The organism is Streptomyces noursei ATCC 11455 (assembly GCF_001704275.1).
Classification (GTDB): domain Bacteria; phylum Actinomycetota; class Actinomycetes; order Streptomycetales; family Streptomycetaceae; genus Streptomyces; species Streptomyces noursei.
The window spans coordinates 1359162-1382246 of sequence record NZ_CP011533.1 but is presented as its reverse complement, the minus strand read 5'-3'; the positions used below and the strand labels follow the sequence as shown (position 1 = coordinate 1382246).

The 23085-nt window shown below is 74.8% G+C and carries 21 protein-coding genes; 10 read left to right on the top strand and 11 right to left on the bottom strand.

Annotated features, from left to right (window positions below; translation table 11 throughout):
• Positions 1-63 precede the first annotated feature (63 nt).
• The 6 genes from SNOUR_RS05705 to SNOUR_RS05680 all read left to right on the top strand — a co-directional run bounded on the left by SNOUR_RS05705 (position 64) and on the right by SNOUR_RS05680 (position 8690).
• Complete coding sequence (locus SNOUR_RS05705) at positions 64-984, top strand: dihydrodipicolinate synthase family protein (RefSeq protein ID WP_067344390.1); 921 nt, start codon at positions 64-66, stop codon at positions 982-984.
• Positions 985-999: 15 nt separating this feature from the next.
• A complete protein-coding gene (locus SNOUR_RS05700; RefSeq protein ID WP_067344388.1) occupies positions 1000-2004 on the top strand; it encodes a proline racemase family protein in 1005 nt (334 codons plus the stop codon).
• Between the two features lie 170 nt (positions 2005-2174).
• A complete protein-coding gene (locus SNOUR_RS05695; RefSeq protein WP_067344386.1) occupies positions 2175-2891 on the top strand; it encodes a GntR family transcriptional regulator in 717 nt (238 codons plus the stop codon).
• A gap of 18 nt (positions 2892-2909) precedes the next feature.
• Complete coding sequence (locus SNOUR_RS05690; RefSeq protein ID WP_067344381.1) at positions 2910-4175, top strand: alpha/beta fold hydrolase; 1266 nt, start codon at positions 2910-2912, stop codon at positions 4173-4175.
• Between the two features lie 172 nt (positions 4176-4347).
• Positions 4348-5514 carry an exonuclease SbcCD subunit D gene (locus tag SNOUR_RS05685; RefSeq protein ID WP_067344379.1) on the top strand — a complete coding sequence of 389 codons (1167 nt, stop codon included), beginning with the start codon at positions 4348-4350 and terminating at the stop codon, positions 5512-5514.
• Positions 5511-8690: an AAA family ATPase gene (locus tag SNOUR_RS05680; protein WP_067344378.1), complete on the top strand. Its 3180-nt coding sequence runs from the start codon at positions 5511-5513 to the stop codon at positions 8688-8690. The genes SNOUR_RS05685 and SNOUR_RS05680 overlap by 4 nt, the downstream gene beginning before the upstream one ends.
• Before the next feature lie 39 nt (positions 8691-8729).
• Here SNOUR_RS05680 and SNOUR_RS05675 read toward each other — a convergent pair whose 3' ends face one another.
• The 6 genes from SNOUR_RS05675 to SNOUR_RS05650 all read right to left on the bottom strand — a co-directional run bounded on the left by SNOUR_RS05675 (position 8730) and on the right by SNOUR_RS05650 (position 14927).
• On the bottom strand, positions 8730-9176 hold the full coding sequence (locus tag SNOUR_RS05675) for an Lrp/AsnC family transcriptional regulator (RefSeq protein ID WP_067344376.1): 447 nt from the start codon (positions 9174-9176) through the stop codon (positions 8730-8732).
• The gene (locus SNOUR_RS42600) at positions 9157-9633 is read right to left on the bottom strand and encodes an ATP-grasp domain-containing protein (protein ID WP_067344374.1); all 477 of its coding nucleotides are present in this window, start codon (positions 9631-9633) and stop codon (positions 9157-9159) included. The genes SNOUR_RS05675 and SNOUR_RS42600 overlap by 20 nt, the downstream gene beginning before the upstream one ends.
• Positions 9634-9864: a hypothetical protein gene (locus SNOUR_RS47475; protein ID WP_067344372.1), complete on the bottom strand. Its 231-nt coding sequence runs from the start codon at positions 9862-9864 to the stop codon at positions 9634-9636.
• 73 nt (positions 9865-9937) lie between these two features.
• Positions 9938-11632, bottom strand: coding sequence for a DUF885 domain-containing protein (locus SNOUR_RS05660; protein WP_067344371.1), 1695 nt, complete (start codon positions 11630-11632; stop codon positions 9938-9940).
• A gap of 194 nt (positions 11633-11826) precedes the next feature.
• Positions 11827-13239 carry a GNAT family N-acetyltransferase gene (locus SNOUR_RS05655; protein ID WP_067344367.1) on the bottom strand — a complete coding sequence of 471 codons (1413 nt, stop codon included), beginning with the start codon at positions 13237-13239 and terminating at the stop codon, positions 11827-11829.
• 83 nt (positions 13240-13322) lie between these two features.
• Complete coding sequence (locus SNOUR_RS05650; protein ID WP_067344365.1) at positions 13323-14927, bottom strand: alkaline phosphatase D family protein; 1605 nt, start codon at positions 14925-14927, stop codon at positions 13323-13325.
• A gap of 210 nt (positions 14928-15137) precedes the next feature.
• Here SNOUR_RS05650 and SNOUR_RS05645 point away from each other — a divergent pair, with 210 nt between their 5' ends.
• Together SNOUR_RS05645 and SNOUR_RS05640 are read left to right on the top strand one after the other, a co-directional pair.
• Entirely contained in the window at positions 15138-15560 is a 423-nt protein-coding gene (locus SNOUR_RS05645) for a VOC family protein (protein WP_067344363.1), read from the top strand.
• A 215-nt stretch (positions 15561-15775) separates the two neighbouring features.
• Positions 15776-16675: an RNA polymerase sigma-70 factor gene (locus tag SNOUR_RS05640; protein ID WP_067357736.1), complete on the top strand. Its 900-nt coding sequence runs from the start codon at positions 15776-15778 to the stop codon at positions 16673-16675.
• A gap of 133 nt (positions 16676-16808) precedes the next feature.
• Here SNOUR_RS05640 and SNOUR_RS05635 read toward each other — a convergent pair whose 3' ends face one another.
• Positions 16809-17303 carry an SLATT domain-containing protein gene (locus SNOUR_RS05635; protein WP_159426081.1) on the bottom strand — a complete coding sequence of 165 codons (495 nt, stop codon included), beginning with the start codon at positions 17301-17303 and terminating at the stop codon, positions 16809-16811.
• A 519-nt stretch (positions 17304-17822) separates the two neighbouring features.
• Between SNOUR_RS05635 and SNOUR_RS05630 the strand changes: the two genes are divergently transcribed.
• Positions 17823-18560, top strand: a complete 738-nt coding sequence (locus SNOUR_RS05630) for a GntR family transcriptional regulator (protein ID WP_312632063.1) — start codon at positions 17823-17825, stop codon at positions 18558-18560.
• Positions 18561-18645: 85 nt separating this feature from the next.
• Here SNOUR_RS05630 and SNOUR_RS05625 read toward each other — a convergent pair whose 3' ends face one another.
• Entirely contained in the window at positions 18646-19803 is a 1158-nt protein-coding gene (locus SNOUR_RS05625; protein WP_067344358.1) for an ROK family transcriptional regulator, read from the bottom strand.
• A gap of 160 nt (positions 19804-19963) precedes the next feature.
• On the opposite strand from SNOUR_RS05625, the gene SNOUR_RS05620 reads away from it, so the two are divergent.
• Complete coding sequence (locus tag SNOUR_RS05620) at positions 19964-20554, top strand: hypothetical protein (RefSeq protein ID WP_312632062.1); 591 nt, start codon at positions 19964-19966, stop codon at positions 20552-20554.
• A gap of 107 nt (positions 20555-20661) precedes the next feature.
• Here the strand turns inward: SNOUR_RS05620 and mug are convergent, their stop codons facing one another.
• The 3 genes from mug to SNOUR_RS47075 all read right to left on the bottom strand — a co-directional run bounded on the left by mug (position 20662) and on the right by SNOUR_RS47075 (position 22921).
• A complete protein-coding gene (gene mug / locus SNOUR_RS05615; RefSeq protein WP_067344354.1) occupies positions 20662-21210 on the bottom strand; it encodes a G/U mismatch-specific DNA glycosylase in 549 nt (182 codons plus the stop codon).
• Between the two features lie 12 nt (positions 21211-21222).
• Positions 21223-22656 (bottom strand): adenylosuccinate lyase, encoded by a 1434-nt coding sequence (gene purB / locus SNOUR_RS05610; protein ID WP_039630089.1) that lies wholly within the window; start codon positions 22654-22656, stop codon positions 21223-21225.
• A 106-nt stretch (positions 22657-22762) separates the two neighbouring features.
• Complete coding sequence (locus SNOUR_RS47075; RefSeq protein ID WP_167739037.1) at positions 22763-22921, bottom strand: hypothetical protein; 159 nt, start codon at positions 22919-22921, stop codon at positions 22763-22765.
• Between the last annotated feature and the right edge of the window lie 164 nt (positions 22922-23085).

Genomic DNA, 23085 nt, shown 5'->3' with positions numbered 1-23085 from the left:
TCACCGCCCGCCGCCCCAGCACCTCTTGACGGCACGTCACCTCTCACAGAATGGGTTCCCGTCATGACCGCCAGCCCCACCGCCGCGGCCTGGAGCGCCGAACGCCCCTGGCGCGGCATCATGGTCGCCACCGCCCTCCCGCTCCGCGCGGACCTCTCCGTCGACTACGACGCCTACGCCGCGCACGTCCGCCGGCTGCTCGACAACGGCTGTGACGGCGTGGTGCCCAACGGCTCGCTCGGCGAGTACCAGACCCTGACCGACGAGGAGCGCGCTCGCGTGGTGCGCACCGCCGTCGCGGCCGCCGGCGACGGCGCGCGCGTGATGCCCGGCGTGGCCGCGTACGGCAGCGCCGCGGCGCGCCGCTGGGCCGAACAGGCCGCCGAGGAGGGCTGCGGCAGCGTCCTGCTGCTGCCGCCCAACGCCTACCGCGCCGACGAGTCCGCCGTGCGGGCCCACTACGCCGAGGTCGCCCGGGCCGGGCTGCCGATCGTGGCCTACAACAACCCCGTCGACACCAAGGTCGACCTGACCCCCGCACTCCTCGCCCGCCTGCACGGCGAGGGCGGTGTGGTGGCGGTCAAGGAGTTCTCCGGCGATGTCCGCCGGGCCTATCAGATCGCCGAACTCGCCCCGGAACTCGACCTGTTGGTCGGCGCCGACGACGTCCTGCTGGAGCTGGCGCTGGCCGGCGCGGTGGGCTGGGTCGCCGGCTACCCCAACGCCTTCCCCGTCGCCTGCGCCGCGCTCTACCGCGCCGCCGCGGCCCGGGACCTGGACACCGCGCTGCCGCTCTACAGGTCCCTGCACCCGCTGCTGCGCTGGGACTCCAGGACCGAGTTCGTCCAGGCCATCAAGGCGTCCATGGACCTCGTCGGCGGCCACGGAGGACCCACCCGACCGCCCCGGCTGCCGCTGCCCGACCCGGCCGCGGCCGAGGTGCGGGCCGCCACCGAGAAGGCCGTCGCCGCCGGCCACCGCTGACCGAGGAGGGCCGTCATGCGCACCCGCCACGTCTTCCACGCCGTCGACTCGCACACCGAGGGCATGCCCACCCGCGTGATCACCGGCGGCGTCGGCGTGCTCCCCGGCGCCACCATGGCCGAACGCCGGCTGCACTTCATCGAGCACCTGGACCACCTGCGCACCCTGCTGATGTACGAACCGCGCGGCCACGCCTCGATGAGCGGCGCCGTCCTCCAGCCCCCGACCCGCCCCGACGCCGACTACGGCGTGCTCTTCATCGAGGTCTCCGGCCTGTTGCCGATGTGCGGACACGGCACGATCGGGGTGGCCACCGTCCTGGTGGAGACCGGCATGGTGCCGGTGGCCGAACCCGTCACCACCGTCCGCCTGGACACCCCCGCCGGCCTGATCAGCGTCGACGTACGGGTCGAGGACGGTCGGGCCGCGGCGGTCACGCTCACCAACGTGCCCGCCTTCTGCGTCGGCCTGGACCGCGAGGCGACCGTCCCCGGCCACGGCACCGTGACCTACGACCTCGCCTACGGCGGGAACTTCTACGCCCTCGTGCAACTCGACGCGCTGGGGCTGCCGTTCGACCGCGCCCGCAAGGACGACCTGCTCGCCGCCGGCCTCGCCCTCATGGACGCGATCAACGCCTCGCCCGACCGGCCCGTCCACCCCGCCCAGCCGGAGATCGGCGGCGTCAAACACGTCTACCTCGCCGCCCCCGGTTCCGATGCGCACCGCTCCCGGCACGCGATGGCCATCCACCCGGGCTGGTTCGACCGCTCCCCGTGCGGCACCGGCACCTCCGCCCGGATGGCACAGCTGCACGCGCGGGGCGAACTCCCCCTGCACCGCGACTTCGTCAACGAGTCCTTCATCGGCACCCGCTTCACCGGGCGGCTCGTCGAGGAGACCGAGGTCGGCGGGGTGCCCGCCGTCGTCCCCCGCATCACCGGGCGTGCCTGGATCACCGGCACCACCCAGTACTTCCTCGACCCCGACGATCCCTTCCCCGCGGGCTTCCTGCTGTGACCGCCGCCGAGGATGCCGAACGCGCCCGCGCCGCACGGGACTTCACCGCCCCGGGCCGCATCCGCGCGCCCGCGCCCGTCCGTCCGCGACCGCCGGTGAGAACAACGTGACATTGTACGCTGGCGATCCGCTCGGCCACGAGGGACAGGGCACGAAGGGAACACCACGCCATGGGCCACCTCAAGCAGCGCAACCTCAACACGACCAGGGAGCGCCTGCGCGACCAAGTGGCCCACGCCCTGCGCGCCGCCCTGATCTCCGGCGAACTCCGGCCCGGTGAGGTGTACTCGGCGCCCGTCCTCGCCGAGGACTTCGGCATCTCCGCGACCCCGGTGCGCGAGGCGATGCTCGACCTGACCCGCGAGGGGCTGGTCGAGCCGGTCCGCAACAAGGGCTTCCGGGTCACCGAGGTCAACGAGCGCGACCTCGACCAGTACTCCGAGATCCGCACCCTCATCGAGGTCCCCATGGTCGGCCGCATCACGCGCGACGCCGCCCGCGCGGACCTGGAGGCGCTGCGCGCGGTGGCCGAGGAGATCGTGCGCGCCGCCCGCGAACACGACCTCATCGGCTATCTGGAGGCCGACCGCCGGTTCCACCTCTCCCTCCTCGCCCTGGCCGGGAACGACCGGCTGGTGGAGACCGTCGGCGACCTGCGCAAGCGCTCCCGCCTCTACGGCCTGACCGCCCTCGACGAGCGCGACCAACTGCTCCCGTCCGCCGAGGAACACCTCGAACTCCTCGACCTGATGGTCGCCGGGGACGCCGTGGCGGCCGAGGCGTGCATGGCCCGCCACCTCGGCCACGTCCGCTCGCTCTGGGCGGAGAGCACCCGGGACGCCACCCCCGCCCGGCACACCCCCGCCGCCCCGCTACCGACCCCCTAGTCACCCGGGAAGCCCACCATGAACCCTGCCTACGCCACCGTCGACCACGTCTTCACGGTCCCGCTGGACCACGCCGCCCCCGACGGCCCCACCCTCCAGGTCTTCGCCCGTGAGGTCGCCGACCCGTCCCGCGCCCATGAGGACCTGCCGTGGCTGCTCTTCCTCCAGGGCGGACCCGGCGGCAAGTCCCCCCGCCCGTCCGGCACTTCGCCCGGCTGGCTGGCGCACGCCGTCAAGACGCACCGCGTGCTCCTCCTCGACCAGCGCGGCACCGGCCGCTCCACCCCGCTCACCGCCCGGGCCGCCGCCCGCTTCCCGGACCCCGCCCGACTCGCCGCCCACCTCGCGCACTTCCGGGCCGACGCCATCGTCGCGGACGCCGAACTGATCCGCCGGGCACTCTGCGGCGACCGGCCCTGGGAGACCCTCGGCCAGAGCTACGGCGGCTTCCTCACCCTCACCTACCTCTCCCGGGCCCCCGAAGGGCTCGCGGCGTGCCACGTCGCCGGCGGCCTGCCGGGCCTGACCGCCACCGCCGACGAGGTCTACGCCCGGACCTTCCCGCGGGTCCGCGACCGGGTCCGCGAGTTCTACGCCCGCTACCCGGACGACGCCGGCCGGCTGCGCCGGGTCGCCGACCTCCTCGCGGCCCAGGACGTCCGACTGCCCGACGGGGACCGACTCACTGTCCGCCGTCTCCGCACCCTCGGCCTCGTCCTCGGCATGGGCGACGGCTTCGAGCGCCTGCACGCGCTCCTGGACGAGGCGATGGACGGCGACGCCGCACTCACCGACACCTTCCTCTACCAGGTCATGGCCCTGACCGGCTTCATCGACAACCCGCTCTACGCGGTCCTCCAGGAGACTCTCTACGGACAGGGCGCCGGGCCCACCGGCTGGGCCGCCGCCCGCACCCACTCCGCCCTCCCCGAGTTCGCCGAGGACGCCGACCCGCTGCTGCTCACCGGCGAGATGATCTACCCCTGGATGTTCGAGGAGATCCGCGGCCTGCGGCCCTTCGAGGAGGCCGCCGCCCGGCTCGCCGAGCGCACCGACTGGCCGCCGCTGTACGACCCGGCCCGCCTCGCCGCCAACACCGTCCCGCTCGCCGCGGTCGTCTACCACGACGACATGTACGTCGACGCCGGCCTGTCCCTGGACACCGCCCGGACCATCGGCGCCGCCCGGGTCTGGGTCACCAACGAATGGGAGCACGACGGGCTCGCCGCCTCCGGCGACCGGGTCCTGGCCCGTCTGATGGACCTGGCGACCGGCCGTGCCTGACCCCACCGGCCGCGGCACCCCCGGGGTCGAGGCCGGTGACGGTGGTGGGGCGCGAAGAGGCTAGGGTCTGTCCGATGGGCGAGGTCCCGGTACCGACCCGTCGGACGGGCCCCGGGCCGGCCGCGGACGGCGCACAAGGAGCGGAGAACATGCAGGTCGGAGCGGCGCCGCGGTGAGATTTCTGCATACCTCCGACTGGCACCTGGGCCGGTCCTTCCACCGTGTGAACCTGCTCGCCGCCCAGCGCGCGTTCCTCGACCACCTCGTCGAGACCGTGCGCGCCCGCGACGTCCAGGCGGTGCTGGTCGCCGGCGACGTCTACGACCGTGCGGTGCCCCCACTGGCCGCCGTCGAGCTCTTCGACGACGCCCTGCACCGGCTGGCCGGGCTCGGCGTGCCGACCGTCATGATCTCCGGGAACCACGACTCGGCCCGCCGGCTCGGCGTCGGCTCCGGACTGCTCCGCCAGGCCGGCATCCACCTGCACACCGACCCCGCCGACTGCGCCACCCCCGTCCTCCTGGAGGACGCGCACGGCCCGGTCGCCTGCTACGGGCTGCCGTACCTCGAACCGGCCATGGTGCGCGACACCCTCGGCGCCCCGCGCGCCGACCACGCCGCGGTGCTCGGCGCGGCCATGGACCGGGTCCGCGCCGACCTCGCCACCCGGCCCGCCGGCACCCGCTCGGTGGTGCTCGCGCACGCCTTCGTCACCGGCGGCGCCGCCAGCGACAGCGAGCGGGACATCACCGTCGGCGGGGTCGCCTCCGTCCCCGCCGCGGTCTTCGACGGCGTGCACTACGCGGCGCTCGGCCACCTGCACGGCAGCCAGACCCTCACCGAGCGGATCCGCTACTCCGGCTCGCCGCTCGCCTACTCCTTCTCCGAGGCCGACCACCGCAAGTCGTCCTGGCTGATCGACCTCGATGCGGACGGCGCCGTGCGGGCCGAGCGGGTGGACTGCCCGGTGCCGCGCCCACTGGCCCGCATCCGGGGCCCGCTGGAGCAGCTGCTCGACGACCCCGGGCTGGCCCGGCACGAGGACTCCTGGGTCGAGGCCACGCTCACCGACAACTCCCGCCCGGCCGAGCCGATGGCCCGACTCTGCAAGCGCTTCCCGCACACCCTCAGCCTGGTCTTCGACCCCGACGAGGCCCCGGCCCGCCCCTCGGCCTCCTACGCCCAGCGGCTGCGCGGCCGCAGCGACCAGGAGATCGCCGAGGACTTCGTCGCCCACGTCCGCGCCGGCCGCGGCGCCGACGACGCCGAACGGGCCGAACTGCGCTCGGCCATCGACGACGTACGGGCCGCCGACGCGGCCGCGGAGGTGGCGCGATGAGGCTGCACCGGCTGACCGTGACCGCCTTCGGCCCGTTCGCCGGCACCCACACCGTCGACTTCGACCGGCTCGCGCGGGACGGCCTCTTCCTCCTGCACGGCCCGACCGGCGCGGGCAAGACCTCCGTCCTGGACGCGGTCTGCTTCGCGCTCTACGGAACGGTGCCCGGCACCCGGCAGAGCGGCCAGGCGCTCCGCAGCGACCTGGCGGACCCCGCCACGCCCACCGAGGTCGTCCTCGAACTGACCGTCGCCGGGCGGCGGTTGGAGCTCACCCGGCTGCCCGAACAGCCCCGCCCCAAGAAGCGCGGCACCGGGACGACCAAGGAGAAGGCGCAAAGTCGCCTGCGGGAGTTCGCCCCCGCCCCGGACGGCGACCCGGCCGCCGGCGAGTGGCGCGCGCTCAGCCGCTCCCACCAGGAGATCGGCGAGGAGGTCGGGCAGCTGCTCGGCATGAGCAAGGAGCAGTTCTGCCAGGTGGCGCTGCTGCCCCAGGGCGACTTCGCGCGCTTCCTGCGGGCGGACGCGGAAGCCCGCGCGCGGCTGCTCGGCCGGCTCTTCGACACCGGGCGGTTCGCCGCGCTGGAGGACCGGCTCACCACCCGCCGCAAGGCCGCCGCCGACCGGGTCGCGGCCGGCGACGAACGGCTGCTCGCCCTCGCCCACCGGATCGCCCAGGCGGCCGGCGACATCCCGGACCTGGCCGACCCCGCCGTCCCGGCACCGTTCCCCCAGCTCTCGACTCCGCGCGAGCAGGGGAGGCCCCACTCCCGGGTCGCCGTGCCCGCCCAGACCGGGCCCGCCGGGCGCGGCGGCCGGGCCACCCGCGGCACCGCACCGGCCCGCCCGGCCGACGCGGACGGCGCCGTCGCGCCGGGCCCCGGCGACCCCGGCTTCGCCGACGCGGTACTGGCCCGCGCCGCCGTCGCCCGGGTCGGCGCCCGCGAGCGCCTGGAGAACGCGCGGGCCGCGGTGGCCGCCGCCGAGGCCGCCGAGGACGCCGCGGCGGGGCGGCTGGAGCAGGCCCGTGAGCGGGACCGGCTCCAGCGGCGGTACGCCGACGCCCGGCAGCGCGCCGACCGGCTCGCCGCCCGCGGCGACGAACACGACCGGATCCGCGGGCAGTTGGAGCGGGCCGGGGCCGCCGCCGAGGTGGCCCCCGCCCTCGCCCTCCGGGACGCCGCCTGGCGGGAGCTGACCGCCGCCCAGGACGCCGAACGGCGCCACCGCGCCCCGCTGCCGCCCGTCCTCGTGGGCGCCGGTGGCGACCAACTCGCCGCGGAGGAGCGGGAGTTGCGATCCACCCTCGGCTCCCTCGGAGCCGCCCGCCGGGCCGAGCGCCGCGCCGCCGACCTCGTCCGGGAGCGCGCCGACCTCGACCGCGAGGCCCGCGCCGACGAGCAGACGCTGCTGGACGCCGCCGAATGGCTCGCGGACTGGGACACCGCCCGCGCGGCCCACCAGCGCCGCATCGACGACGCCCAGGCGGCCGCCCAGCGCGCCGAACAACTCGCCGGACAGCTCGACCCGGCCACCGAGCGCCTCGCCGCGGCCCGCCGCCGCGACCGGCTGGCCGCCGAACTCGTCGAGGCCGAGCAGCGGGTGCTGGCCGCCCGGGAGCGCGCCGCGACCGCCCACGAGCACTGGTTGGACCTCAAGGACCGGCGGCTGCGCGGCATCGCCGCCGAACTCGCTGCGAACCTGACGGATGGTCGGGCGTGTGCGGTGTGCGGGTCCACCGCCCACCCGGACCCGGCGCGGGCCGGCGCCGGCCACGTCGACCGGGCGACCGAGGAGGCCGCGCAGGCCGACCACCGCCGCGCCGAGGACGCCCGCCGACAGACGGAGGACCGCCGCCAGTCCGTCAAGGAGGCACTGGCCGCCGCCACCGCGGCGGCCGGCGACACCCCGACCGCCGAACTCGCCGACCAGGTCGAGCGGTTGACGCAGGAGGCGGCCGGCGCCCACACCGCCGGCGCCCAACTGCACGCCGCCCGCGAGGCGTTGGCCCGCGCCGAGCGGGAGTACGAGCGCCGCCGCGACGACCGGCAGCGGGCCGAGCGCCGGGCCGCCGCCCGCACCTCGCACCGCGAGGCCCTGGACCGCGAGCGGGCCGCACTGGAGGCCGAGCTGGCCGAGGCCCGCGGCGACTGCGCCAGCGTCGCCGACCGGGCCGCCCGGCTGGAGCGGCAGGCCACCCTGCTCGCCGCCGCGGCCGAGGCGTCCCGCACCGCCGCGGCCTGCGCCGAGCACCTCAAGGAGGCCGACGCCCGGCTCTCCGACACCGCCTACCGCGCCGGCTTCGCCACCCCCCAGGACGCCGCCGACGCGCTGCTCCCGGACGCCGTACGCCGAGCGCTCCAGCAGCGCCACGACGACGCGCGGGCCGAGGCCGCGGCCGTCGCCGCCGAACTGGACCGCCCCGAACTCCGCGCCGCCGCGGCGCTGCCCCCCGCCGACCCGGAGGCGGCCCGCACCGCCCACCAGGCCGCCGCCACCCGGCTGCGCACCGCCACCACCGCCCTCGCCGCCGCCCGGGAACGCTGCGCCGCCCTCGACCGGCTCTCCGCCGACGCCGCGACCGACGCCCGGGAACTGGCCCCGCTGCGCGCCGCCTACGACCGGATCGCCCGCCTCGCCACGCTCGCCGCGGGCACCTCCGCCGAGAACGAGCGCCGGATGCGGCTGGAGTCCTACGTCCTGGCCGCCCGCCTCGAACAGGTCGCGGCCGCCGCCACCGCCCGTCTGCACCGGATGTCCGGCGGCCGCTACACCCTGGTGCACTCCGACGAGCGCGCCGGCGGCGCCCGGCGCTCCGGCCTCGGCCTGCACGTCATCGACGCCTGGACGGGCCAGGAGCGGGACACCGCCAGCCTCTCCGGCGGTGAGACCTTCTTCGCCTCGCTCGCGCTGGCGCTCGGCCTCGCCGACGTCGTCACCGACGAGGCGGGCGGCACCCGCCTGGACACCCTCTTCATCGACGAGGGCTTCGGCAGCCTCGACGAGCAGACCCTCGACGAGGTCCTCGACGTCCTCGACGGCCTGCGCGAACGCGACCGCAGCGTCGGCATCGTCAGCCACGTCGCCGACCTCAGGACCCGCATCCCGGCCCAACTGGAGGTCGTCAAGAACCGCGCGGGATCCAGCGTCCGACACCGGGTACCGACGGGCCCCTGACAGCCCGGACCGGCCGCTGGTCGGGCGTGCCCCGTGAGGTCAGGCGCTCACCGGCCGTGGGGGCAGGGGGGAGGAGTAGACCACGCTGGTGGCCACCTCGCCGAGTGTGCCGATGCGGCCCGACACCTCCTCCAGGTGCTTCATCGACCGCGCCGCGACCTTGATGAACAGGCAGTTCTCGCCCGTGACGTGGTGCGCCTCCAGGATCTCCGGCAGGTCCGCCGCCAGGTCCCGGAACGACTGTCCGGTCTTGCCGGAGTGCCGCAGCCGGACGAACGCCAGCACCGGCAGCCCGATCCGCTCCGGATCGATCACCGCCGCGTACCCGGAGATCACCCCGGCCTCCTCCAGGCGCCGCACCCGTGCCGAGACCGCGCGCGGTGACATGTTCACCGCCCGCGCCAGCTCGGCGTGGCCCGCGCGCCCGTCGTGCTGGAGGACGTCGAGGATGCGCCGGTCGGCGGCATCAGGGGAGTATCCGGTCATCCCCGCTGTCTAGCAGGGCGGCCGCCGGCAGAGCAAGGGTTTCCCGGGTACCGATCGGGAGGGCCCGCGGCCGGTCAGGGGTGCCGGTGCGGGTCCGGCGGGGCCGGGCGACGAACCGGCCGGCGACCGCCGCCAGCCGTGCCGGGTCGGCGGCGTCCGGGACGTAGGCGGCCTCCGCCCACTCGTGCTTGCGGGACGTGACCCAGTCCTTGACCGCGACCGGGCGCGGTCCGCCCGGGCCGCCGAGGGAGGCGGCGAGGCGGGCCGGCGCGGTGGGCTCCGGCGGTCGGCCGGGGGCGCAGGGCAGCCAGGCGCTGGCCGGGGTGAGCGGCTCGAACGTGCCGTACCAGCCGGGGAGTTCGTGGGCGGTGCGGTCGGCGGCGGGGGAGGTCAGCAGGTGGCAGTCGCGGGCGGCCAGCGCCGCGGCCAGCTCGGCGCAGCGGTCGGCGGGCAGCATTCAGCCGCGGTACCAGACCGGGCCGGCCGCCCGCGGGACCCGGGACACCGCCCGCTCCGCGTCCCCGGCGAGCAGCGCCTCGTGGTCCAGCACCGCGGTCGCCGCGCCGGCCGCCCGGGCCGCGGCGGCCTCGGCGGCCTCGGCGGCGAACTGCGGATCCGTCCGGCGGGGACGCAGAGGGTCGCCGGAGAGGAGGACGAGCGGGGGTGCGGGGACGGCGTCGGCGGTCATGACGGCGGAGCCTACGGACCGCCGCGGCCGGCCACAACGGGATTGTGGCCGGCCGCGGGAGCGTGCGTCCCGGTCAGAGCGCCGAGAGCTCGGTCAGCAGGTCGTCCAGGCCGAGCGAGCCCTGGGACAGCGCCGCCATGTGCCACGCCTTCAGGTCGAAGTCCGCGCCGTGCCGGGCCCGGGCGGCCTCCCGTCCCTGGAGCCAGACGCGCTCGCCGAGCTTGTAGCCGATCGCCTGGCCGGCCATGCCCTGGTAGCGGATGATCTCGCTCTCGACGAAGTCGGCCGGGCGGCTGCTGTGCGCGGCCATGAACGCGTGCGCCAGCTGCGGCGTCCAACGCTCGCCGGGGTGGAACGGGGAGTCGGCCGGGATCTCCAGCTCCAGGTGCATCCCGATGTCGATGATGACCCGGATCGCCCGCATCATCTGCGCGTCCAGGTAGCCCAGCCGCCGCTCCGGCGTGGTCAGGAAGCCCAACTCGTCCATCAGGCGCTCGGCGTACAGCGCCCAGCCCTCGGCGTTGGCGCTGACGATGCCGACGGTCGTCTGGTAGCGCGAGAGGTCGTCCGCGACGTGGACCCACTGCGCCAGCTGGAGGTGATGGCCGGGCACGCCCTCGTGGTACCAGGTGGAGACCAGGTCGTACGCGGGGAAGCGGGTCTCGCCCATGGTCGGGAGCCAGGTGCGGCCGGGGCGGGAGAAGTCCAGCGACGGCTGGGTGTAGTACGGGGCGGCGGCGCTGCCCGCCGGGGCGATCCGGGACTCCACCCGGCGGACCCGCTCGGCGAGTTCGAAGTGGGTGCCGTCCAGCGCGTCGATGGCCTCGTCCATCAGCGACTGGAGCCACTGCCGGGTCTCCTCGACGCCCTCGACCGCCTCACCGTGCTCGTCGCACCAGGCCAGTGCCTCCCACGGGGTCTTGGCGCCGGGCAGCACCTTCTCGGCCTCGGTCTCCATCTCGGCCAGCAGCCGGTGGAACTCGGACCAGCCGTACGCGTACGCCTCTTCCGGGTCGGTGTCGGCGCCGTTGTAGTAGCGGGCGAGCCGGGCGTACCGCTCGCGGCCCACCACGTCCGACGCGCCCTCGATCGCCGGGGCGTAGACGTCCCGGAACCAGTCGCGCAGCTCCACCAGGGCGCCGGTGGCCACCTCGGCGGCGGCGTCCAGTTCGGTGCGCAGCGACTCCGGGCCGGGGGCGGTGAAGTCGGCGAACCAGCTGCGGTCGGTGCCGATCCACTCGCCGAGCTGACCGATGACGGTGGTGACCTGGAGCGGCCCGGCGGGGAGGTGCTTGTCCAGGCCGGCCTGGAGGGCGGTGCGGTAGCCGGCCAGCGCGGCGGGCACGGCGCGCAGCCGCCGGGCGATCGCCGCCCAGTCCGACTCGGTGTCGGCGGGCGTGAGGGTGAGGGCCTCCCGCACGTGGTGCAGCGGCGAACTGAGGTTGCTGACCTGGCGCAGCCCCTCGCCGGCGTCGTGGACCGCGAGCTCCGCGGTGAGCCGTTCGCGCAGCAGTCGTGCGCAGACCTTCTCGGCGGCGCTGTCCGCGCCCGGCCGCGCCTCGGCCTCGGCGAGCCTGTCCAGGGTCGTACGGGCGAGTCGGGCCACTGCCTCCTGGCCCTCGGGCGAGAAGTCGGGGAGCTTGCCGGAGCTCTCGGCGACACCGAGGTAGGTGCCGGTGATCGGGTCCAGTTCGACGAGGGCGTCGACATAGGCGTCGGCGACCTGGCGGGGCAGCGGACCGCCCGCGGGGGAAGTGGTGTTGGACATGCGGGCCATCCTCGTACGGATCGGCCCGCCGCGTCACCAACATTCCGGCGGACGTTCCTGTCACGGCCGGTGCCGAGCCCGCCGGGCACCGGCCGTGGCGGGACGGGACGGGGCCGCCGGGGCGTGGACGGACGCCCCGGCGGCCGGTCGGCGGGCGGCGTCGGCGGCTCCGGTGGGCCGTGCCAGCGCCGGGCTCAGCCGTGCCGGGAGCCGTCCCGCAGCCGGAGCTCCGTACGGTCCTCCCGGAGCGCGGGGACGCCCGTCGGGCGCGCCGTGATCACCAGCGTGCCCTCCTCGATCTGGTAGTCGAGCGGCAGCCCCAGGCCGCGCATCGCCGCGACCATGCCGGTGTTGGACGCCTGGGTGATCGCGTAGACGCTCTCGTTGCCGGCCTCGGCCGCCATCGCGACCAGCCGCCGCAGCAGCTCGGCGCCGATGCCGCGCTGCTGCCAGGCGTCCTCGACCAGCAGCGCCACCTCGGTCTCCTCGCCGTCCCACAGCAGGTGGCCCAGGGCCACCAGGCGCCCGGAGGCCGTCTCCACGGCGAGCGTGCGGCCGAACCGCGGGCTGAGCAGGTGGCCCAGATAGCGGTCGGCGTCCCCGACCGGGCCGTGGTAGCGCTGCGCCAGGGTCCGGTCCGAGCAGCGCTCGTGCATGGCCCGGGCGGCGGCCAGATCGCCGGTGTCGGCGCGGCGGACGGTGATCTCGTTGCCCTCGGGCAGGGTGAGCACATCACGCCGCGGCGGCACGCGCTGGCCGAGCCGGGCGTCCAGCTCGACCAGCGCCCGCACCCGGGCGAACTCGGTGGGGGTGAACGGCAACTGCGGCCTTTCGATGGTGAGCGAGCCCCCGGAGAGGTCGCGGAACTTCATGGTGTGCTCCTCCAACACGCCCTCGGCGGGCACCTCTTCGGCCAGCGGCTGGCCGGTCAGCGACCGGGCGGGCACCGAGTGGATGGTGCAGCGGCCCAGCAACTGCCGCAGCGCCAGGGGGAGCTCGGCGGAGTCCAGGGCCGTGCGGGTGGCCAGGCTCAGCATCCGGGTCGGCGCGTCGACCAGGTCGTGCGCGTCGGCCCGCTCCAGCCAGCTGTGCGCGCCGCCGGCGCCGGCGACCGTACGGGTCAGCTGCGCGGGCGCCAGGCCGGCCGGGGCGCGCAGCAGGAACTCGTCGACCGTCCCGTCGGACAGCGGGTGGGTCTGGAGGCTGAGGATGTCCACCCGCAGCGCGGCCAGCGCCGTGGACAGGGCGGCGAGGCTGCCCGGCTCGTCCCGGACGGTGGTCCGCAGCCGCCACAGCACCGTCTCGCGGGCGCCACCCTCGGGGGCCGGCGCGGCGGACCGGACGGCGACGTCGGACGCCGTGGAATCCGGTGGTGATGGGGCGTGTTCATGGCGACGTGCCCACCAGATGTGGAAGCCCGTCGTGGCCAGCAGGGCGACCGCCATGGTGCACAGCAGCACCGGGCCCGACGGGCCGTGGGCGATGGTGTTGGCGACGGCGTCGGCCACCGCCACGGCCGTGAACAGGGCGGCGAGCTCGACGACGTCCCGGCGCCAGTGGTGGCGCCGGGCGGAACGGGAGGAACGGGCGGCGGTCGTCTCAGTCATGCGGACAGCCTCGCCGACGGGTGTTGCCTGGTCGCCAACACTTTGTGTCGCACGGGTAAAAGACGCAATTGGCGCATTGGCCTCTACTGTCCTACCCGTCCCGGTTGCAGCGTTTTGGTGAACAAGACCTCTCCACCCTCCTGACGCAGCCGCACCGTCAGCTCCCCGCTTCCCCCGTCGATATCGACCTCGCCGAAGTACTGCGGACTCTCCGCCGGGGAGACGTTCGCACGGTCCGGTGCCTTGATGAACGGCTGCTCGGGCCCGAAGGTTCCATCGAGTTTCACGGCCGGGAAACCGCCCGCGTGCAGCGGTCCGGACACGAATTCCCAGAACGGCTCGAAGTCCTGGAACGCCGCCCGCTCGGGCGCGTAGTGCTGCGCCGAGGTGTAGTGCACGTCCGCGGTCAGCCACAGGGTGCCGGTGATCCGCTGGTGCTTGATGTGCCGCAGCAACTCGGCGATCTGCAGCTCCCGCCCCAGGGGCGCCCCGGGATCGCCCTGCGCCACCGCCTCGAAGTTCGCCGGGCCGTCCGTGACGACCAGCCCCAGCGGCATGTCCGAGGCGATCACCTTCCACACCGCCCGCGAGCGCGACAGCTCCCGCTTGAGCCAGCGCAACTGCTCGGCGCCCAGGATGCCCTGCGGGTCGTCGGCCTGCCGGTCGGGGGAGTTGGCGTTGCGATAGCGCCGCATGTCCAGCACGAAGACGTCCAGCAGCGGACCGTGCCGCAGCACGCGGTACACCCGGCCTCGGGCGTCCGGCCGCAGCGTCCGGACCGGGAAGTACTCGCTGAACGCGCGCAGCGCCCGCGCGGACAGCACGTCGACGTCCTTGACGCGGTACCGGTCGTCCTCCAGCAGCTGGCCCGGGTACCAGTTGTTGTGCACCTCGTGGTCGTCCCACTGGGTGATCGTGGGCACCTGGGCGTTGAACCGGCGCAGGTTCTCGTCCAGCAGGTTGTAGCGGAACGCGCCCCGGAACTCCGCCAGCGTCTCGGCGACCTTGGACTTCTCCTCCGTCGTGACGTTCCGCCAGATCCGCCCGTCCGGCAGCGTCACCCGCTCCTGGATCGGGTTGTCGGCGTAGATGTTGTCGCCGCTGCACAGGAAGAAGTCCGGGTTGCGGCGCCGCATGTCCTCGTAGATCCGGTAGCCGCCGAGCTCGGGGTTGATGCCCCAGCCCTGCCCGGCCAGATCGCCCGACCACAGGAACCGCACGCCCTCCTGCCGCCCGCCACGGCCCCGGCTCTCGGGCGCCGTGCGGAACGTGCCGGCCACCGGCTCCCCGGCGCGCTCCGGGTGGTCCGGATCGGCCAGCAGCACCCGGTAGTGGATCTGTTCACCGGCCGGCAGCCCGTGCAGCGCGGTCACCCCGGTGAAGTCCGTACCGGGCCCCAGCAGCGGCCCGTGCCACGTACGGGCGCCCCGGAACGACTCGGTGGCCGCGGTCTGCACCACCATCCGGGCCGGCCGGTCGGACCGCACCCACACCAGGCCCGACGACGCGGTCACGTCGCCGGCCTGCACCCCCCAGGAGGCGCGCGGACGCCCGCCGTGCACCAGTGCCGGGGCGGCCGCCGCCGACGCGGCCCCGGCCACCGCGGGCAGCGCCAGTGCCGCGGACCCCGCCGCCGCGCCCTGAAGGAGCGACCGCCGCCCGAAGCCGCCGCCGGAACCCTGCGCCATCTCGCACCTCCGTGATGCGTCCGATCTCGTCACGCCCTGTTCGTATCGCCGCCCGATGCCGGAGGGGCGAACTCCCGGTGAACACCGGTCCTCAGGAGTGTGGACCGGGACCAGCGTCGCAGGACCAATGACCGATCGCCAGGAACCGGCCCGGACCCCTACGGTCCGATGACACGCCGCCGCACGGCGGCCCCATGGAAGGCGACACCCATGCCGGCCCTCGGCTCCGCACCCCTCCGTCTCGCCCGCCCGTCCCACGACCTGGCCGCCGCCGGCCACTTCTGGCGCGACGGGCTGGGCCTGCACGAGCTCTACCGCCACACCTCTCAGGAGGGCGAGCACTCCCTGTTGATGCTGGGGTGGCCGGACGCCACCTGGCACCTCGAACTGACCCTGGACCCCACGGGAGCGCCGCGCCCGACACCCACACCGGACGACCTCCTCGTCCTCTATCTGGGCGGGCCGGTCCCCGACGACCTCGTAGCCCGCCTGGAGCGCTGCGGCGGCACCCGCGTCCCCGCCCACAACCCCTACTGGGACGAGTGGGGTGTCACCATCGAGGACCCCGACGGATACCGGCTGGTCCTGTCCACCCGCGACTGGAGCAACGCACCAGCCCGCCCCGCGTCCTGAAGACCCCTCTCCGGGCGGTGTGTTGACGGACAGCAGGACCGCCCCGGACGCGCCGCCGCAACGGCACCGGCCCCACAGCACCCACCCGAGGGCGACCCCACCGGCGTCTCGCGCGCCGCGCCCGGCACCGGGTGAGACGAAGCCAACACCCGCAAAGCGCCCGTCGGATGGCGTTCGCGCTGGACAACCCACCGCCCGCCCGCTGGGATGGAACGGTGCCGACCGATCCCGCCACCGACGCCACCGCGGTCTTCGAAGCCCACCGCCCGCTCCTCCAGGGCGTGGCCTACCGCATGCTCGGAAGGGTGGCCGACGCCGAGGACGTCGTCCAGGACGCCTGGCTGCGCTGGTCGGACGCCGACCGGACCGAGGTGCGCGAACCGCGCGCCTACCTCGTCCGGATCACCACCCGGCTGGCCGTCGACCGGCTCCGTCAGGTCCAGTCGCGCCGCGAGTCCTACGTGGGGCCCTGGCTGCCCGAACCGCTCCCCACCGACTTCCTGGCACCCGGTCGGCCCGCCCCGGACACCGCGGAGCGGGCGGTGTTCGCCGAGACCGTCACCCTCGCCGTCCTGGTCGTCATGGAGGCGCTCTCCCCGCTGGAGCGCGCGGTGTTCGTCCTGCGCGAGGCGTTCGGCTATCCGCACGCGGAGATCGCCGCCGTCCTGGAGCGCAGCGAGGCGGCGGTGCGTCAACTGGCCGGCCGGGCCCGGCGCCACGTGGAGGAGCGCCGACCGCGCTTCGACGTCGACCCGGACCGGCAGCGCGAGTTGACCGAGCGGTTCCTGTCCGCCGCGGCCGGTGGCGACCTCGACGGGCTGCTGAGCCTCCTCGCGGCGGACGCCAGGCTGGTCGGGGACAGCGGCGGCAAGGTCAAGGCCCCGCTGCGGATCATCGAGGCCCCCGACAAGATCGCCCGGTTCTTCATCGGCATCGTCCGGACCTCCCCGGCGGGACTGGAGCTCCGCTTCCTCGAACTCAACGGCGGCATCGCGCTGCTGACGCACTTCGACGGAACCCCGGACTCGGTCTTCCAGCTCGACATCCGGGACGGCCGGATCCAGACGCTCTACGTCGTGCGCAACCCCGACAAGCTGGCGTCACTGGCCCACTAGGACCCGCCCGGCGGATCAGGGTCGGACAGGCCCCCCGGGGGGCGCATCGGACACCCCTTGCCCTGTAGTTGAGGTGACGTGCCGGTCGGATTCCGGTCCGGACAGGGTGGTGTCGTGTCGCCAGGTGGGGGGCTCAGGCGCGTGGCGGGACGCCGGCGAGCTCTCTCCTGGCACGGCGGCGGACACCGATCGGCAGCTGTGGGGCCGACTGCTCGATCTGTTCCCACTCGGACGACGTGACGTCGACGTCCGCGTCGGTCATCTGGTCCCGGTTCGCCAACCGCAGTTCCACCTGTCGACGGAGGGTCGCGTAGCGCACGGCGGCGGCTCGGTGGCGCGAGGCGAGTTCGGGGTAGTTCCAGACCAGTTGCCCGGCACTGAGCGCGGCCGCCAGCAGGCTGGCGGCGCCGGCTACCACGCGAACACCGGTGAGGCCGGAGGTCGAGAGTGAGGCGAAGAGCGTTGTGCCGACGACGGCGGACAGCATGGCCGTGGTGATGCCGCTGACGCGGTTCCAGTGATCGAACCGCTCCGAGGCGATGTTGTGAGCCACATGGACCATCTGTAGGCCCCGGCTCCAACGCTCCAGTATCTCGACGCGGTCCGGAGCACCGCCATCCGCCACCATGTGCACCCCCGCCCCGACAACCACGCCCCCTGCGCATTCACTATCTCGCCCGACTGCGAAGTCACTGTCAAGGGCACACCGTGAGTCGCTCGCCGAGGTCGTCCGGCCGTCCCCTCCAACTCCCACCCCGGGGCGAGGAGTTCCCTCCATACCGGATGCTGCATCGGATGCCGTGCCGGATGCCGTGCCGGCAACCCAGGGCACGCGCGTCGCTCGGTGCGTCCGGCGCCGGGACATGGACGGCCGGTGGCCGGCGGCGCCGCCGTGCGCGGGCGGAATCGGATATCGGATGGTGGATTGGTCTTGACCAAGGGTGGGGGCGGTCATATCGTCGGGATACTGCAACAACCTTTAATAAAGAAGCGCTCAATATTCGGCCCCGTGCGTGTCGAGAAGTCCTGGTCCGCCCGCGGACCGGGCGATACCGGCCCGGGCGCGGGCCGCACAACTTCGGGGGCCCGCTCGCGGGCCGCACATCACCGGGTCCGGATGCGGGCCCGCGGCCTGGGGGTATGGACCATGAAGCTCGAAACGGCTCCGGAGCCCAAGTACTGGCATCTCAAGACCGTGCTCAGCGACGCGCTGGACACCGAGTTCACGGTCGGCGAGATCCTGCCCAACGAGCGGGACCTGGCGGCGCGGTTCGGCGTCGCCCGGGCCACGCTGCGGCAGGCGCTCGAACAGCTGGAGTTGGAGGGCAGGCTCCAGCGCCGCCGCGGTGTCGGCACGACCGTCGCCCCGCCCCGGGTCGGCGTCGCCGTCGATCCCACCCGGCACACCTGGCCCGGCGCCGCCGGCGACGACTGGCAGGCCGTCGCCGCCAGCGAGACCGACACGGTGCCGGCCGCGGTGGCCCGACTGCTGGAGACCGCCCCCGGCGAGGCGGTCCACGTCGTGCGCCGCAACCGGGTCTCGGCCGGCCAGCCGGTCGCCGCCGAACTGCTCTACGTACGGTCAGACGCGGTCCCCGACTGCGCCGAGGTGGTCGCCGCCGACCCCGCCGCCGGCGCCCGCGCCGTGCTTCGGTCCCTCCAGGCGCTCGATCTGGACGGCCAGGACCGCACCGTCGAACTGGGCTCGGCCCGCGCCGAGGACGCCAAGCAACTGGACCGGCTGCCGGGATCCCCGGTCCTCGTCGTCACCACCCGCTACGTCTCCCAGGGCCGGGCCACCGCCGTCGCGGTCTCCACCTACCGCGCCGACACCTGCCGGCTCACCTTCGGCGAGCGCGAGGCGGAGCCGCTGCTCGCCGGCTGATCGGCGACACCGCCGCGCGGGGCCCGCACCGGGGCGATTCCGGTGCGGGCCCCGCCGTCGTGCGGTCCGGTCCGGGGCGCGTCGTTCACCGCCGCCCCGTCATCGTCCCCTCCACCGCGAAGAGTTCGCCCTCGACGTGGTCCAGGGCCAGCCGCAGCGCGCCGGTGGCGATCGCGGCAGGTCCCAGCTGCGACAGCACGACCTCCGGCGGCCGCAGGCAGTAGCGCGCCAACTCCCGGCGCAGTGGCTCCAACACACCCGCCAGCCCGGATGCCCAGCCGCCGATCACCACCAACTCCGGGTCGAGGGCCAGCACCAGCGCGGCGACGTCGTGCACCAGCCGCCGGATGAAGCGGTCCACCGCCTCCCGCGCCTGCCCGTCCCCGTCCCGGGCCGCCGCGAACACCGCCGCGACCTGCGCCTCGTCCAGCGGATGCAGGGGCTCACCGGTCGTGGACAGCAGGGTCTCCGGCGTGGCCTCCCGGCCCAACAGGTGCAGCGCGCCGATCTCCCCGGCCGCGCCGCCGAACCCCCGGTGCAGCCGCCCGCCGATCAGCGACCCGGCGCCGGGGCTCAGCCCGGCCAGGACGAACACCATGTCGCCGGAGCCGGTCGCCGCGCCCTGCCAGTGCTCGGCCACCGCCGCCGCGTTGGCGTCGTTCTCCACCAGGACCGGGCAGCGGAACGACCGCCGCAGCCGCTCGCCGAGCGGCAGTCCGGTCCAGCCGGGCAGTGCGGTGCCGAGCCGTACGGTGCCGTCCGCCTCCACGATGCCCGGACCGGCCACCCCGACCGCCCGCAGCGAACTGCGCGCCACGCCCGCGCGGCGCAGCAGGTCGGCCACCATGGCCCGCACCCGCTCCAGTCGCTCGTCGGCCGGTGCGTGCTCCGTCACCTCGCGCTGCGCCGAGCCGCGCACCTGCCCGCCGAGGTCGGACAGCAGCGCCGCGACCCGGTGCGGCCCGATCTCGATGCCCAGCAGATGGCCGGCCTCGGCGCGGAAGCGGAATCGGCGGGCGGGGCGTCCCTGGCGGCGGGTCTCGCCCTCCTCGGCGGGCGCCTCGGCCACCAGCCCGGCCTCGATCAGCCCCTCGATCACGCCCTCGACGGTCGGCCGGGACAGACCGGTCACCTGGACGAGATCGGTGAGCGTGGGGGAGTCCGCGGCGCGCAGTGCGTGCAGCACCACCGCGGAGTTGATCCGTCGCAGCAGAGAAGGGTCCCCGCCGGTGAGCCGACCCAACGTCCGTCTCCTCGCCTCGCCTGTCTGGCGGATCGTAGCCGGTCAGCGGGTGTGCGGCGAGCCCCGAGGGGCCGGTGGACGCCGAACGGGGACGGCCCGGCGGCGGCTCCGCGGAGCGCGCGCACGGCCAATTGTCAGACCCCGCAGGTTTACTGACGGTATGACGCCCGAACCGCACCACGGCCCGCGACCGAAGCCGACGCCCCCGCCGCTCCCGACCCTCCCGACCGCTCCGGAGGCAGCGATGCCGCCGCGGGGCCCCGCGCCCCCGGAGCCCGCCGGGCCGCCCGGGCCCGAGCCGCCCGGCGGGCCGCCCACCGCGCTCGCCCGGCTCGATGCCTTATGCGCCCGCCCCTTCCCGGAGCAGAGGGAGCACACCGCGACGGGCACCAGCGGACCGGGCTTCCATGTGGCGCGACTATGGGCGAGCGGCCCGCTGTGGGACGTGGATCCGGCGGATGCCGCGGCGGCCCGCGACCAGTGCGTCGAGGAACTCGCGGCGCTCGTCGTGCTGGTCTCCTCGCGGCGCGGCGGGCCCGTCGTGCACGACCTGGCGGAGGCGCTGGAGCGGAGCGCCATGGGGCTGCCCGTCCCGCCGCCGCTGGAGTCGCTGAGCGCGCTGGTGCCGCGGGTGTACGCCTGGCCGGACGGCGGCCGTTGGATCGCGGTCGGTGCCGGGCGACCGGAGTTCGGGCAGCCGTGCCAGGTGGTGGGCGTCATAGCGAAGGGACCGCTGCCGGGAGGCGGATAGTCATGCGGTCGGGGAACGTCCGCCGGTGCGCTCCGATGCCCGTCCGCCCGTCGGCCGGTCCGTCCGGTCCGTCCGTCGGCCCGCCGTGGTGCGTCGTCCGCCGCCGGTCAGGACTCGGCGAACGCCGCCGCGCGCAGCCGCCCGTACTCCTCCGCCATGGTCGCCGGCGTCCAATGGGCGTTCAGGCCACTGGGGTTGGGCAGCGCCCAGATGCGGGTGGCGCCCAGGGTGCGTTCCTGGGGGCCGATCACGGCGTGCTTGTCGTCGAAGGCGACGCGGTAGGCGGTGACGCCGGCGACCGCGAGCCAGCGCGGTCGGAGCCTGGCCACCTTCTCGGCCAGCAGCCGCCCGCCCTCGCGGTACTCCTGCGCGGTCAGCTCGTCGGCGCGCGCGGTCGGCCGGGCCACGACGTTGGTGATGCCCAGCCCGTGGTCGAGCAGTTCGCCCTGTTCGGCGGGGCGGAGCTGCCGGGGGGTGAAGCCGGCGGCGTGCAGGACGGGCCAGAAGCGGTTGCCGGGGCGGGCGAAGTGGTGCCCGGTGACGGCCGTCATCAGCCCGGGGTTGATTCCACAGAACAGCACCCGCAGGTCGCTCGCGACCACGTCCGGGACGACGCGGTCGCGAGCGGCCTCCAGCTCCTCGGGGGTGAAGCGCACGTCAGCCCCGGGTCAGAGGATCGCGCCGGGGGCGTAGGCGGCGGCCTCGGGGTGCTGCTTGGCGATCTCCTCGATCCGGGCGACGACGGCGGCCACCTGGTCGCCGGCCGCACCGGTGAAGGACAGCTTGTCGGCCATCAGCTCCGCCAGCTGGGCCTTGTCCAGCGGGATCCGGCTGTCGGCGGCCAGCTTGTCCAGCAGTTCGTTGCGCTCCGCGCCCTGCTCGCGCATGGCCAGCGCCGAGGCGACCGCGTTCTCCTTGATCGCCTCGTGCGCCTCCTCGCGGCCCACGCCGGCCCGCACCGCGCCCATCAGGACCTTGGTCGTGGCGAGGAAGGGCAGGTAGCGGTCCAGCTCGCGGGCGACCACGGCGGGGAAGGCGCCGAACTCGTCGAGCACGGTCAGGAACGTCTCCAGCAGGCCGTCCAGCGCGAAGAAGGCGTCCGGCAGCGCGACCCGGCGGACCACCGAGCAGGAGACGTCGCCCTCGTTCCACTGGTCGCCGGCCAGCTCGCCGGCCATGGAGGCGTAGCCGCGCAGGATCACCATGAGGCCGTTGACCCGCTCGCAGGAGCGGGTGTTCATCTTGTGCGGCATCGCCGAGGAGCCGACCTGGCCGGGCTTGAAGCCCTCGGTGACCAGCTCGTGCCCGGCCATCAGCCGGATCGTCTTGGCCAGCGACGACGGCGCGGCGGCCAGCTGCACCAGCGAGGTGACCACCTCGTAGTCGAGCGACCGCGGGTACACCTGGCCGACGGAGGTGAACGCCTGGCCGAAGCCGAGGTGGCCGGCGATCCGCTGCTCCAGCTCGGCGAGCTTGGCGGCGTCCCCGCCGAGCAGGTCGAGCATGTCCTGGGCGGTGCCGACCGGGCCCTTGATGCCGCGCAGCGGGTAGCGGGAGAGCAGTTCCTCCACCCGTGCGAAGGCGACCAGCAGTTCGTCGGCGGCGGTCGCGAAGCGCTTGCCGAGGGTGGTGGCCTGTGCGGCGACGTTGTGCGAGCGACCGGCCATGACCAGCTCGGAGTGCTGGCCGGCCAGCGAGCCCAGGCGGGTCAGTACGGCGACGGCGCGGTCCCGCACCAGTTCCAGCGACAGCCGCACCTGGAGCTGCTCGACGTTCTCGGTCAGATCCCGGGAGGTCATGCCCTTGTGGATCTGCTCGTGCCCGGCCAGGGCGTTGAACTCCTCGATCCGGGCCTTGACGTCGTGCCGGGTGACCTTCTCGCGCTCGGCGATCGAGGCCAGGTCGACGGTCTCCAGCACCCGCTCGTAGTCGGTCAGTGCCTGCTCGGGGACGGCCACCCCCAGGTCCTTCTGGGCGCGCAGCACCGCCAGCCACAGCTTCCGCTCCAGCTTGACCTTGTACTCGGGGGACCACAGCACGGCCAGCTCCGCGGAGGCGTAGCGGCCGGCCAGGACATTGGGGATGCGAGGCTTCGCAGACACAGCAGTCACGTGGGCAGAGTCTACTGGCGATTTGCGCAGGCCAGCGCCCCGGTCCCGGCTGTGCTTTCCTACAGTCCCCGCCCGGTCCTCGTCGTCCGGTGCCCGCTCAGTCCTGGTCGTCCTCCGCCCGGCGCTCGCCCTCCGCCTGGGACGGCTGGGTGCGCATCGTCTCGGGGTGCCGCGGCTCGGCCGGATCCATGTCCTCCTCCAGCCGCTCGCCCTCGGCCTGCGACGGAGTCGTGTACTCGTTGTAGTACTGGCTCATGGCCGCCTCCGCACGATCGGAACGTCTACGGACAAAACGAGCGTAACGCCTGGTTCGGCCGGAGGCTCGGGCTGTTCGCGGGCCGTGGGGGGGTGCTCGTCCTCGTCGTCTTCCTGGGCTTCTTCGGCTACCCGGCCTACCTCGTCGTCAAGAAGGTGCGCACG

Coding starts and splice junctions, on each gene's coding strand:
- SNOUR_RS05620 (WP_312632062.1), top strand. CDS start 19,964: ATGACGCCCGAACCGCACCACGGCCCGCGACCGAAGCCGACGCCCCCG.
- SNOUR_RS05700 (WP_067344388.1), top strand. CDS start 1,000: ATGCGCACCCGCCACGTCTTCCACGCCGTCGACTCGCACACCGAGGGC.
- SNOUR_RS42600 (WP_067344374.1), bottom strand. CDS start 9,633: ATGCTGCCCGCCGACCGCTGCGCCGAGCTGGCCGCGGCGCTGGCCGCC.
- SNOUR_RS05635 (WP_159426081.1), bottom strand. CDS start 17,303: ATGGTGGCGGATGGCGGTGCTCCGGACCGCGTCGAGATACTGGAGCGT.
- SNOUR_RS05695 (WP_067344386.1), top strand. CDS start 2,175: ATGGGCCACCTCAAGCAGCGCAACCTCAACACGACCAGGGAGCGCCTG.
- SNOUR_RS05680 (WP_067344378.1), top strand. CDS start 5,511: ATGAGGCTGCACCGGCTGACCGTGACCGCCTTCGGCCCGTTCGCCGGC.
- SNOUR_RS05690 (WP_067344381.1), top strand. CDS start 2,910: ATGAACCCTGCCTACGCCACCGTCGACCACGTCTTCACGGTCCCGCTG.
- SNOUR_RS05655 (WP_067344367.1), bottom strand. CDS start 13,239: ATGACTGAGACGACCGCCGCCCGTTCCTCCCGTTCCGCCCGGCGCCAC.
- SNOUR_RS05660 (WP_067344371.1), bottom strand. CDS start 11,632: ATGTCCAACACCACTTCCCCCGCGGGCGGTCCGCTGCCCCGCCAGGTC.
- SNOUR_RS05650 (WP_067344365.1), bottom strand. CDS start 14,927: ATGGCGCAGGGTTCCGGCGGCGGCTTCGGGCGGCGGTCGCTCCTTCAG.
- SNOUR_RS47075 (WP_167739037.1), bottom strand. CDS start 22,921: ATGAGCCAGTACTACAACGAGTACACGACTCCGTCGCAGGCCGAGGGC.
- SNOUR_RS05645 (WP_067344363.1), top strand. CDS start 15,138: ATGCCGGCCCTCGGCTCCGCACCCCTCCGTCTCGCCCGCCCGTCCCAC.
- SNOUR_RS05705 (WP_067344390.1), top strand. CDS start 64: ATGACCGCCAGCCCCACCGCCGCGGCCTGGAGCGCCGAACGCCCCTGG.
- SNOUR_RS47475 (WP_067344372.1), bottom strand. CDS start 9,864: ATGACCGCCGACGCCGTCCCCGCACCCCCGCTCGTCCTCCTCTCCGGC.
- SNOUR_RS05675 (WP_067344376.1), bottom strand. CDS start 9,176: ATGACCGGATACTCCCCTGATGCCGCCGACCGGCGCATCCTCGACGTC.
- SNOUR_RS05630 (WP_312632063.1), top strand. CDS start 17,823: ATGAAGCTCGAAACGGCTCCGGAGCCCAAGTACTGGCATCTCAAGACC.